This is a genomic window from Neobacillus sp. OS1-2 (assembly GCF_030915505.1).
In the GTDB taxonomy this organism is placed as follows: Bacteria; Bacillota; Bacilli; order Bacillales; family Cytobacillaceae; genus Neobacillus.
In genome coordinates, this window is the sequence record NZ_CP133265.1 from 4,175,888 (window position 1) to 4,188,549 (window position 12,662).

11 protein-coding genes are annotated in these 12,662 nt (G+C 42.6%); all 11 read left to right on the forward strand.

Annotation, left to right across the window (positions count from 1 at the left end):
- Window positions 1–42: 42 nt before the first annotated feature.
- The 11 genes from RCG19_RS20820 (at window position 43) to RCG19_RS20870 (ending at window position 12,608) form a co-directional block, all read left to right on the forward strand.
- On the forward strand, window positions 43–891 hold the full coding sequence (locus RCG19_RS20820) for a formate/nitrite transporter family protein (protein WP_308108704.1): 849 nt from the start codon (window positions 43–45) through the stop codon (window positions 889–891).
- 10 nt (window positions 892–901) lie between these two features.
- Complete coding sequence (gene cobA, locus RCG19_RS20825) at window positions 902–1,690, forward strand: uroporphyrinogen-III C-methyltransferase (protein ID WP_308108705.1); 789 nt, start codon at window positions 902–904, stop codon at window positions 1,688–1,690.
- Between the two features lie 74 nt (window positions 1,691–1,764).
- Window positions 1,765–2,796 carry an anthranilate phosphoribosyltransferase gene (locus RCG19_RS20830; protein ID WP_308108706.1) on the forward strand — a complete coding sequence of 344 codons (1,032 nt, stop codon included), beginning with the start codon at window positions 1,765–1,767 and terminating at the stop codon, window positions 2,794–2,796.
- A gap of 747 nt (window positions 2,797–3,543) precedes the next feature.
- Window positions 3,544–5,034: a carboxylesterase/lipase family protein gene (locus RCG19_RS20835; RefSeq protein WP_308108707.1), complete on the forward strand. Its 1,491-nt coding sequence runs from the start codon at window positions 3,544–3,546 to the stop codon at window positions 5,032–5,034.
- An 18-nt stretch (window positions 5,035–5,052) separates the two neighbouring features.
- Window positions 5,053–6,639: an ABC transporter substrate-binding protein gene (locus RCG19_RS20840; RefSeq protein WP_308108708.1), complete on the forward strand. Its 1,587-nt coding sequence runs from the start codon at window positions 5,053–5,055 to the stop codon at window positions 6,637–6,639.
- A 60-nt stretch (window positions 6,640–6,699) separates the two neighbouring features.
- Complete coding sequence (locus tag RCG19_RS20845) at window positions 6,700–7,644, forward strand: ABC transporter permease (protein WP_166246559.1); 945 nt, start codon at window positions 6,700–6,702, stop codon at window positions 7,642–7,644.
- A gap of 14 nt (window positions 7,645–7,658) precedes the next feature.
- Window positions 7,659–8,498: an ABC transporter permease gene (locus tag RCG19_RS20850; protein WP_308108709.1), complete on the forward strand. Its 840-nt coding sequence runs from the start codon at window positions 7,659–7,661 to the stop codon at window positions 8,496–8,498.
- Between the two features lie 18 nt (window positions 8,499–8,516).
- Window positions 8,517–9,518 (forward strand): ABC transporter ATP-binding protein, encoded by a 1,002-nt coding sequence (locus RCG19_RS20855; RefSeq protein ID WP_308108711.1) that lies wholly within the window; start codon window positions 8,517–8,519, stop codon window positions 9,516–9,518.
- Window positions 9,515–10,519, forward strand: a complete 1,005-nt coding sequence (locus RCG19_RS20860) for an ABC transporter ATP-binding protein (RefSeq protein WP_308108712.1) — start codon at window positions 9,515–9,517, stop codon at window positions 10,517–10,519. The genes RCG19_RS20855 and RCG19_RS20860 overlap by 4 nt, the downstream gene beginning before the upstream one ends.
- 85 nt (window positions 10,520–10,604) lie before the next feature.
- The gene (locus RCG19_RS20865; protein WP_308108713.1) at window positions 10,605–11,786 is read left to right on the forward strand and encodes a CaiB/BaiF CoA transferase family protein; all 1,182 of its coding nucleotides are present in this window, start codon (window positions 10,605–10,607) and stop codon (window positions 11,784–11,786) included.
- A gap of 78 nt (window positions 11,787–11,864) precedes the next feature.
- Window positions 11,865–12,608, forward strand: coding sequence for an SDR family oxidoreductase (locus tag RCG19_RS20870; protein ID WP_308108714.1), 744 nt, complete (start codon window positions 11,865–11,867; stop codon window positions 12,606–12,608).
- The last annotated feature ends 54 nt before the right edge of the window (window positions 12,609–12,662 follow it).

Sequence of the window (12,662 nt, forward strand, 5' to 3'; positions counted from 1 at the left end):
TAGGAGGGCTAGCTCGATATCTGGATAAAAGGGGTGGGACGTATGTCTATAGTTAGTCCAAAACAAGTGGTTGAGAGTATCGTTCAGGCGGGGGAAGCAAAAGCAAAATTGCCGATAAAAGATTTACTCATCCGAGGAGCCCTATCAGGGGCGCTTCTAGGATTCGGTACGACCTTAGCCTTTACCGCTGAAGTGCAGACGGGGTTGGGAATTGTTGGTGCACTGCTTTTTCCAGCGGCATTCGTCATCATCATTCTCCTTGGATTGGAATTAGTAACTGGTAGTTTCGCGTTGATTCCTGTCGCTGTCATGGAAAAAAGAGCCACTCTCAGTCAGATGTGTAAGAATTGGTTTGGAGTGATTATTGGTCATATCATTGGAGGAGTCCTCTATGCATGGCTTTATATCATTGCGATCACGCAACTTGGCCATGTGACAGACAATCCAGTAACAGCAAAAATTATCACCCTTGTACAAGCAAAGACAGTAGGCTATAAAGCCCTGGGTGTGGATGGTTTGATCGTTGTGTTTGTAAAGGCCATGCTTTGTAATTGGATGGTTACATTAGGGGCGGTTATGGCGATGACGACAAAATCTGTGAGTGGTAAAATTGCTGCCATGTGGCTCCCCATTTTAATCTTCTTTGCGCAAGGTTTTGAACACGCAGTCGTGAATATGTTTGTCATTCCCGCAGGTATAATGCTCGGTGCTGACGTAACCATCGCTGATTGGTGGGTTTGGAACCAAATTCCTGTCCTTGTGGGGAATATGGTTGGGGGCTTTATTTTTACAGGGTTAGCATTGTATGTAACCCATTGGAAAGGAAAGTCAAAAGTGATAAGGGAAATGCCAAAATCAACTACCGCACTGCCAAGTTCACAAAGAGGATAGGTGAGGAAAGATGGGGAAAGCTTATATCGTTGGTTCTGGACCTGGTGACCCGGAATTAATAACCGTGAAGGCATTAAAATGTATACAACAAGCGGATGTGATCCTTTATGACCGCCTCGTTAATCGGGAATTATTGGCGGAAGCCAAACGAGAGTGCCAGATCATTTATTGCGGAAAACAACCTGCACATCACACGATGAAACAAGAAACTATTAATCATTTATTAGTAAAATTTACGAAACAAGGGAAAACGGTTGTCAGGTTGAAGGGCGGCGACCCCTTTGTGTTTGGCCGGGGTGCCGAGGAGGTCGAAGCACTAGCAAAGGTTGGACTATCCTATGAGGTAATCCCAGGTATCACCGCTGGGATCGCCGCACCTGCCAATGCCGGAATTCCGATTACCCATCGTGAAATGGGCAGCTCGTTTGCCATTGTAACGGGGAATCGGAAAAACGGTGGACCGAGAGATGTGGATTGGAAGAGTCTAGCATTGGCCGTTGATACCATTGCTATCTATATGGGTATTAGTAATCTCGGATATATCTGTCAAGAGTTGATGTGCCAAGGGAAAAATGAACACACTCCTGTTGCCGTCATTGAGCAGGGTACGACAATGAACCAACGGGTGGTAACAGGCTCCTTACGATCGATTGCTACTATAGTAGAGAAAGAAAGGGTAAAAAATCCTGCCATCGTGGTGGTGGGGGAGGTCGTCCGCTTTAGAGAGAAAATACTTCCATTCCAGCAAGTAAACGTAGAAAACTTCGAACGATTACACGAAGGAGGTTCAAGATGGTAGAAAAATAAATGGGGGTGTTATACTAGTAAGAATAGTTTAGGTAAACAGGTTGAAAAAGGTGGCGGTTTAGGATCATGCAACAATGGATTAAAGAGGTGGCTAGAGGGAAAAAGGGCTCCAAGGATTTAGACTATCATCAAACAAAAGCAGCAGCTCAGGCAATAGTGAATGGGGAAGCAACCGATGCTCAAATCGCTGCATACTTGACTGGTTTAAGGCTAAAGACAGAATCTACTGAAGAATTGCTAGCATTTGTCCATGTTTTTCAAGAGAATTGTCAAAAGCTAAATCTAGCAAACCATCAAATCATTGATTTAGCCTGTCCCTATAATGGACGGAATTCTTTTACTGGGACCATTCCTGCTGCGATATTACTAGCGGAATCTGGGCTCCCAGTTTTTCTACATAGCAGTGATTCACTTCCTCCCAAATACGGGATTACGATGAAAGCAGTCTTGGAAGAAATGGGGATCAATGTCTCCCAATCCGCTTCGTCGATAGAAAATACAATGGACAAAGCAGGAATTGGCTTTGCATCGACGGAAGCATACTGCCCCGGTCTTGGCAGGCTACGAAAAATTCGTGAGGAAATGGGGATCAGAACACTAGTAAATACAGTGGAAAAGCTATTAAATATTTCACAGGCAGAAACATTGATGATGGGGGCCTTTCATCGCACGGCTATTAATAAAATAGCACCACTGTTTAAAGAACTCCCTTATAAAAATGTTTACATTGTGCAAGGAATGGAAGGTTCAGAAGATTTACCTGTTCACCGGAATAGCTTTATTTTTAAACTATCAAGTGATGGAATGGAATCATGTATTGTAAAGCCTGAGGATTATGGATTGCTAGTAGACGAATGGAACAGCAGCATCCAATTATCGGCGAAAGAGCAGTCCGACATTTCGTTAGCGCTGCTGAGCGGCGAGCGATCAGGGGCACTGCGCTATTATTATCATCAAGTTCTTTTTAATGTCGGAATCCGTTATCATCTCTTTGGTATTTCTTCAAGCATTGAGGAAGGAATTGATAGGGCAAAAGAACAACTCAGAACACAAAAAGGGTTGCGTCAATTAGGAAAATGGAAAGCAAGCCAATCCTAGAAACTCCGTATATAACTGCGGAGTTTCTTTTCTTTTGCTTTTGGCTGGTTATTGTGACAAGTTGCTGAACATTTTTGCCCCCTTGTCTCCTGTCTGTGATATACAGATTTTGGCACTATATAATTCCTGATTATTGATTACTATATATCAACTTTTTATTGACTTAAAAATATATCCCATGTTATATTGTTGTTAAATTAATCAGATAATTTAGAAAATGGCGAATAAGCACTAAATTATGGGTGATTAATATAGATTAATGGATGGATATCAATTGTTATATATTATTCGAGTGTTTCACACTAGCTAAAGGTGGTGAGAAAAATGTAAAGGTTTACATTTCACTAGCGAAATAAACTGTAAACGCTTCATTTTTAGTTTGTGAAAGAAAGATAAGGACTCACGCACTGTTCCGCTACTATTACCTCAAAAGATACTGCACAAGCATTCTACCAAAGCGTCATGCCGCTATTTCATTCTCGGAAATTTGAAACATTCAAACAAAAAGGCGCCAGCAACGCTTTATATCTCGATTGGATAACCTTCGCTCAGAATTTCAAGTAACACACATGCTACAAGGAAGCCGACGTTGGAAAAAGTAGCAATACATATGGATTTTGTGGATCGCCTCTATGTAAAAAAGGTGACGTAAGTCCAAGTCTTTTTCTAAATTGTCAAAATGATCCGACTGAAAACTGGTGGGTCATGGGCTCAATTCGTTATACAGGAAAGTAGGGGAGGAATAAAATGTCAGTGGTCTTAGCAAAAACCCGCTTTGGTATGGTGGAAGGGATACGCGAGGGAGAAATTTGCATTTGGAAAGGTATTCCTTATGCGGCACCACCGATTCATTCTCTCCGATTTCGTGCACCACAGCCACCAGAATCTTGGCTAGGGGTGAGGGAAGCTAAAAAGTTTGGTCCAGCATCACTTCAATCCGAAAGCCTCGCAATGAAGTTTTTAGGTGACTCGCCAACGAATACAAGTGAAGATTGTTTATATCTCAATATTTGGTCACCAGGTTCAGATACTAAACGGCGGCCTGTAATGGTTTGGATCCATGGAGGTTCATTTATGTATGGGTCTGGTTCAAGCCATTTATATGACGGAAAATCATTTGCGGAACAAGGAAATGTAGTTATCGTCACACTCAATTATCGTCTTGGTGTTTTTGGATTTCTTCATTTAAGTGATATGGGGGGTGAAGCCTATCGAGGTTCAGGAAACTGCGGACTCCTCGACCAAGTGGCTGCATTAAAATGGGTCAAAGAAAATATCGAAGCCTTTGGCGGAGATCCAAATAATATCACGATTTTTGGTGAATCTGCGGGAGCTGTCAGTGTGGGTAATCTTTTATCCATGCCAATTGCAAAAGGGCTTTTTCATAAAGCCATCCTGCAAAGTGGCACTGCTAGATGTAAGGTTCCCGTTGAAAAAGCAAATGAAATGACGGAACAACTTCTCTCAGAACTTCAGGTGAATCCAAAAGACCTGTCAGAATTAGAAAAGATTCCAGGAGAAACCATTTTAAAGGCTATTAACATCTTTCCACGAACGGCATTTGGCCCTGTTGGGGATGGAATAAACATGCCCGCCAATCCGGAAAAAGTCCTGGATGAAGGCTTTGCAAGCGATATTCCTGTATTAGTCGGTACAAATAAGGATGAATCACTCCTTTTTACCCATTTCGATCCCATGTGGGAACAAATGGATCAAAGTACATTGCAGAATTTTTTCGAACTTTCATTCCACCCCTATTGGAAGAATGTATCCAAATATGTATGGCAAGGTAAGGAGGTAAATCGGTCACTCTATGAAGATGCCATGACCCACTATGTATTTACAGTTCCAGCCTATTTTTTCTGTGCTAGTCAAGCAAGACTTGGGGCGCCTGTTTGGATGTACCGATTTGACTATGAAAGTAGTGTATCTGATGGAGATTTAAAGGCATTTCATGCACTTGAGATTCCTTTTGTCTGGAATAACCTCCGTAATAAAGAGACGGAGAATATGACAGGAAATGATCCTCATCGGTACAAACTAGCTGAACAGATGCACCTGGCATGGATTGCTTTTGCGCATCATGGTGATCCGAATATAGCGGAATTACCTAATTGGCCGAAATACGATCTGGAAAACAGAGCAACAATGCTTTTTCATACCACAAGTGAGGTTGTACATGATCCTGAGCGTCAAAAACGTTTGAACTGGGAACAAGTCTTTCAAAATAGTAAATAAATAGGGGGATTTGCAAGAATGCCAAAATTAAAGAAAAGTTTTCAAGCTATCCTATTGCTTTTAGTTGCTTTGACGATGGTATTGGCAGGATGTAATAGTTCAGAAAGTTCGACCTCTGAAAGTTCAACCTCTAAAGGAAGTACCCCTTCAGACAATGCATCAAAAGGGGAGCCGCAAAGAGGTGGAGCCATTACGGTTGCATATGTGGCGGATGTTACAAACTTTGACCCTATTAAAGGTACGACGGGTAATGACCATTCATTGTTATGGCCAATATATGACACACTCGTTACATTCACCCCTGATTTGAAGCCTGAACCAGGGTTAGCTGAATCATGGGATATCCCAGATGACAAGACATTGATTCTTCATCTTAGAAAGGGCGTAACCTTCCAAGATGGGACGAACTTCGATGCAGAAGCAGTCAAATTTAATATTGAACGCGTCAATTCAGCCGATTCCCAGGTCAGTGATTTAAAGAGTATCGAAAGTGTGGAAGTTGTGGACGAACAGACAGTAAAACTTCATTTAGCTAAGCCTGATTCTTCTGTTTTGCTAGCCTTAACGGATCGCGGAGGAATGATGGTTTCTCCAGCAGCAGTAAATAAGTATGGGGCAGATTACGCGCAACATCCTGTAGGAGCTGGTCCATTCAAAGTGACTAATCATGTTCCAAACGGCCAGATTGACTACGAAGCAAATAAGGATTACTGGAAAGAGGGCCAGCCGTACCTTGATAAAATAACGGTAAAAGTCATTCCTGATGCCAATTCACAAGTCAATGCCTTGAAAACGGGTCAAGTTGATTTTGTCCCGGGAGTGCAAGCACAGATGATCCCTTCATTAGAGAAAAACCCTAAAGTGGTCTTAAGTACAGAACAAACTTTAGGTCTCAACATGCTTTATCTCAAAACGAATGTGGAACCGTTTAATAACAAAGCGGCCCGCTTAGCGGTATTATATGGAATTGATCGTAACGAAATCATTAATGCGATTAACTTTGGTCAAGGGGAAGCCACCGCTCAGCCATTCCCTAAAGGGTATTGGGCACATGACGAAGGGATCACCATCAAGTATGACCCTGAAAAAGCAAAGCAGCTCCTAAAGGATGCCGGTCTTACCAATGTTTCGTTCACGCTCGTAACGTATCCAATTGATTATTGGACGAGGTTAGCCAATGCCATTAAAGGACAACTGGAAAAAGTGGGCATAACCGTAAAGATCGAGCCATTAGAAGCAAATGCGGCTGTACAAAAGTTTATGACGGATAAAGACACGGATGCGCTGACAGGGAACTGGTCAGGACGGCCAGACCCACAAATGACGATTAATAGTTTGTACTCAAAAGATAGCTTTTATAATCCTGGAAAGCTTTCTACACCAGAATTGGAATCCCTCATTTCAGAAGCTGCCGGCACGTATGAACAGGATAAACGGGGAGAGCTGTATGGAAAAATCATTAACGAGGCGATCATCCAACAAGGATTCTCGATTCCACTATTCTCCGGGTCGATCACACATGCAATGGACAAGAAAATCAAGGGCTTTGAGCCAAACTTGTTAGGAAAGCCGATCTTCTCACAGCTTTGGGCAGATCAAAAATAATTTGAATGGTGAAGTGGGATTTCTATCCTACTTCACTCTCTTTTACAAAGGAGGGTAAACATGTTTTTGAAATTTCTGCTGCGCCGCCTGCTCTATGTTATCCCGATGCTGTTTTTTACCACCTTTTTGGTATTTTCGTTAATTTTATTAATACCAGGTGATCCAGTCCTCGCCATGCTTGGTGATAGTGCCACGCATGAAAAAGTGATAGAATTGCGCAGCCAATTAGGACTTGATCAACCTGTTATCCTCCAATATTTTCATTGGCTAAATCATGCGATTCATGGGGATTTAGGGAGATCCATTTTTACAGGTCAACTTGTGGATGAAGCTATCATGCATACTCTTTTTGTTACCATTCAACTAGTTGTGGTGGGAATGATTTTTGCCATTGCTGGCGGGATGTTTTTTGCTATTACCTCGATCTATTTCCCAAATAGCTGGATGGATTATGTGGCGCGTTTCTTTGGCACATTAGGGACAGCGATACCGAACTTTTTAGTTGCTATGGTCCTCATCATCCTTTTTAGCCTAACACTTAATTGGTTTCCGGCCATTGGCTTTACCAGTATTACAGATGGACCTGGATTGTTCTTAAAATCTATTATTCTCCCAGGCTTCTCCATGAGTTTGGCCGGGATTGCCATCATTACACGGCATTTGCGCTCCTCATTGATGGAAACAATGGATGCAGAATTTGTTCGTACGGCCTATTCAAAAGGGGCGACCCGTTATCGGGCTATATTTAAACATGCGCTCCAGAACGCTATGGTACCTGTTATCACAACGATTGGTCTCATGTTTGGCAACGCGTTAGGAGCAACTGTTGTTGTTGAAAGTATTTTTGCTATTCCAGGAATGGGGCAGCTTGCTGTCAATGCCATTGAACAGCGTGACTTCACAATGGTCCAGGGTGTTGTCCTTGTCATGATTGTGATGGTTATCGTCATTAACTTTATTACAGATATTGTTTATGCGCTGTTAGATCCAAGAATCGAATATTAGAGAGGATTAAGAGGATGAGTTTTAAAACAATCTTTAAACGATTAATGGCCGAAAGACTTGCCTTTGCCAGTTTTATCTTTCTCGCTCTTCTTACCGTTATCGCCATTCTGGCACCATTTATTGCACCATACGAGCCTTTCAAACAAGATTTATCACAGGTCATGTCGCAGCCAAGTGCTAAGCATTGGCTGGGTACAGACGGATTGGGATCTGATATTTTTAGTCAACTGCTAGTAGGTTCACAGACGGCAATTAAGGCAGCCTTGTTCTCGATTATGATTCCCCTTTTTATTGGAGTACCTTTGGGGATTTTAAGCGGGTATTTTGGCGGGATGATCGATGATATTTTTATGCGGATTGTAGATGCGATCATTGCCATTCCAGCCATTATCCTTGCTTTGGGCATTACAAGCGCCTTAGGTGTTAACCTTTGGAATGCGATGATGGCGATTGGGGTTGTCTTTACCCCGCAATTTGCCAGGCTGGCCAGAGGACAGACCCTGCAAATACGGTCAGAGCCATATGTGGAGGCGGCCAAAATTTCTGGGGCGGGGTCTGTATGGATAATGGTTAAACATATTATTCCAAATATCTCACCACCCATTGTTGTCCAAGCGTCCTTTAATCTCAGTATTGCGATACTGATTGAAACCACGCTAAGCTTTCTTGGTTTGGGCGCCCAGCCTCCTGATGTAAGCTGGGGGAGTTTGATTCAGCAAGGCTACAGCTTGATTGACGTGAATCCATGGATGATGGTTTACCCTGGGATTGCCATCCTGTTTACCATCTTGGCTGGGAATTTTCTCGGTGACGGTTTAAGGGTAGCGCTCGATCCAAAACAAAAAACATCGTAACAAAGGGGGAGAGACCATTTGAATGCAGATACACCAATACTGGAAGTCCATCAACTAAAAGCATACATTCCGTCCCCAAAAGGAGAGATTAAGCCTGTCGATGATATTTCTTTTTCCATTAAGAAAGGTGAGATTGTAGCCTTAGTGGGTGAATCAGGAAGTGGGAAGAGTGTTTCTTCTCTTTCTATTATGGGATTAAATGCTGGTGCCATCAAATATCGTTCGGAAAGCTCTATTCTGTTTGAAGGCCGAGATATCTTGAAATTAAAAGAAAAGGAATTACAAAAAATTCGTGGAAATGACATTGCGATGATTTTCCAGGATCCCATGTCTTCCCTGAATCCAGTCCACCCGATTGGGAGACAAATAGCCGAATCGATCGTTCTTCATAAAAAGGTAAGCTATCGAGAAGCGAAAAAAATAGCCCTTGAGCTGCTGAATAAAGTCGGTATTCCTGATGCGGAAAGGCGTCTCAATGATTACCCGCATCAATTATCCGGTGGAATGAGGCAAAGAGCCATGATTGCCATTGCGCTTGCCTGCAATCCGAAACTCCTCATCGCTGATGAACCGACAACGGCCCTTGACGTGACGATACAGTTGCAAATCTTAAATCTTTTACGAGAAATACAGAAGGAATTTGGCATTTCGATTCTATTAATCACACATGACCTTGGGGTGGTAGCTGAAACTGCTGAACGTGTGCTAGTCATGTATTGCGGGAAAATTGTCGAGGAAGGCACAGTGGAGGAAATCTTTGAAAATCCGGGACATCCGTATACAAAAGGGCTGGTGGATAGTATTCCATCATTATACGGGCCCTCAAAGGATACATTGGATGCGATTCCAGGGGTTGTGCCAAATCCGCTTGAACTGCCAAACGGCTGTCATTTCGTGACACGCTGTGCGTTTGCAACGGAAAAATGTCACGAAGTATCTCCTGCATTGAAAAAACATTCAACAGGGAACCGTGTTTCCTGTTGGAATCCACTCACCATGGAAGGGGTTGGGGGAAGATGACAGAAAGTCAGCCGCTTTTGACACTGAAAGGCATCAAAAAACACTTTCCAGTTGGAAGTGGGCTCTTTGGTAAAAAAAATCAATTTGTAAAAGCTGTGGATGGTATCGACCTTAAAATTTATCCCGGTGAAACCGTGGGTTTGGTGGGAGAGTCTGGATGCGGGAAATCAACCATAGGAAGAATGGTTGTGGGGCTTTCAGAGCCGACAGCTGGGGACATCTATTTTGAAGGAAGGAAACTTTCTGAATATAAGAGCAAAAAAGAATTGGGGAAGAATCTGCAGATGATTTTCCAAGATTCCTATTCTTCGCTTAATCCCAGGATGACGGTTGCGGATATTATTGCTGAGCCTCTAGTACTTCATAAAGTGGGAACAAAAAAAGAACGAAGGAAAAGGGTCGATGAACTACTGGAAAGAGTAGGTCTGGCCGCCTATCATGGCAGCAGGTATTCGATTGAATTTTCAGGGGGACAAAGACAAAGAATAGGGATTGCCCGTTCCCTTGCCTTACAGCCAAAATTGATTGTCTGTGATGAGCCTGTCTCCGCACTGGACGTTTCCATCCAAGCGCAAATCTTAAATCTATTAAAAGAAATTCAAAAAGATATGGGCCTATCCTATCTATTTATCGCCCACGGGATTCAAGCTGTCAAGCATATCAGTGATAAAATAGCCGTCATGTATTTAGGCAAAATTTCAGAGTTTGCGGAGAAAGAGGAATTATTCGCAAACCCTCATCATCCATATACAAAGGCATTGTTATCAGCCGTACCGATCGCTAATCCCAAATTGCGGGACAGGGAGCGGATTATTCTAAAAGGAGACTTGCCAAGTCCTGCGAATCCTCCAACAGGCTGTCGTTTCCATACACGTTGTCCTGTAGCAATGGAAAAATGTAAGAGCATGAATCCAAGTCTAATCCATACCTCAAAAGATAGTCTGACTGCTTGTTTATTGTATGAGGAAGAAGTATCTGTGACAAATAAGATGATTATGTAACCAGCATGAGTCATTCGCTATTGATAGATTTAGTAAATAACGCCATTGAAATGCTTGGAATAGGCTGTGGAAAGGGGTTAATGGATTGTCAGAAAATAATATTTTACAAGGAATTCGGGTAATCGATGCATCTACAGTCTTGGCAGCACCTTTAATAGCCAACTTGCTTGGTGATTTCGGAGCTGAAGTGATTAAGATTGAGCAACCAGGGAAAGGGGATCAAACCCGTCATTTTGGAGAAGGCACGTGGAAGGTGACCAATAGAAACAAAAAAGCGATTACGCTAGATTTTAACCAAGAAAAAGGTGTTCAACTCTATTATCAACTCGTCTCCAAGGCAGATGTGGTGATTACCAATTTCAGGCCTGAAACGTTAAGAAGATGGAACATTGATTACGAGGATTTAGTAAAAGTAAAAGAAAATCTGGTCATGATTCATTTCTCGGCATTTGGAAGAAATGGACCATATGCTGAAAAGCCAGGATTTGCTAGGGTGGCTGAATCGTTCTCAGGATTAACCTACATGACTGGTTACCCAGATCGGAAGCCCATTTTTTCAGGTTATCCCATCGCCGATGCAATGGGAGGGGTTTATGGCGCATTTTCAGTCATGCTAGCCCTTTATCACTATAAGCAGACAGGAGAAGGTCAACTAATTGATTTATCCTTATATGAACCGCTGGTACGAGTGATGGAGAACTACATCGTGGATTATGATCTTGAGGGGAAAATTCCTGAACGGAGAGGGACGTTTAATCCTGTTGTTGCCCCAAATGATCTATATGATACAAAAGATCATAAATGGATTGTCATACCCGCATCGACCCAAAATATTTTTGAAAGGTTAATGACCGCCATCGGACATCCAGAATTAGTGAATGATCCAAGATTTCTTACCAATCAATTACGAGTAAGAAATCGCGATGAATTGGACGACTATCTCCATTCATTCTTTTCGGAACACACACTTGAATATTCACGCGAACGCTTGGAAAAGCACGGAGTTGCTTATTCAACCGTAAATTCAGTTGCTGACCTGTATCATGATCCCCATGTGCAAGAAAGAGAGAATATTATTTCAGTTTTTGATTATGCCCTTAATAAGGATATAAAAATGCAGGGGATCGTACCCAAGTTTTCAAAGACACCAGGGCAAGTCAAATGGGCTGGGGCTCCTTTAGGGTGGCATAATAACGAGATTTATCAAGGCTTACTCAATCTATCTGATGATGACTTTCATCACTTGGTACAACTTGGTGTCATCTAAAAAAAGGTATAGGGTCTTAGCGACAAAGATGACTACAGCTCGTGGAGGCAAATTTTTTATATATGGGAGGTTACGAACATGGGGAAATTGTCAGGAAAATACGCGATTGTTACAGGAGGCGGGAAAGGGATCGGTGAATCAATCGTCAAACGCTTTTTGGAGGACGGTATGGAAGGCATAGCGGTACTCGAATATGATGTGGAGCTCGTGGAAAGATTGATTTCAACCCTCGGTGAAATCAGTAATAAGGTCTTGCCTATTAGGTGTGATGTATCCAACGAAGCACACGTAAGAACCGCTGTTTCCCAAGCTGTTGAACGGTTTGGCACGGTGGACATCCTCGTCAATAATGCTGGTATCACAAGGGACAGCATGTTCCACAAGATGGCGGATGAAGCTTGGGATGCTGTGATAAATGTGAATCTCAAGGGTGCCTACCACCTTTGTAAATACGTCATCCCGATTATGCGCAATCAGTCTTATGGAAGAATCGTTAATATCTCATCGGTTTCTGCCTTTGGTAATGCGGGTCAAGCGAATTACGCCGCCTCAAAAGCGGGATTGATTGGATTTTCAAAAACGCTGGCGAAGGAAGGCGGTCCCAAAAATATTACCGTGAACTGTGTTGCTCCCGGATATATTGAAACGGATATGTACCATCATGTTCCGGAAGAAATCATCGCTGAACATATGAAGCTGATCCCGTTAAGAAGGCTTGGACAACCAAATGAAGTCGCTAGTGCCGTATCCTTCCTCTCCAGTGATGATGCCAGTTTCATTTCGGGTCATTGCCTCATCTTAAGCGGTGGTGCTACAACTTGATGAACCGATCAAGAGGATTTTGAGAGGAGGGTCAAGAAATAGTATAGTACTAAA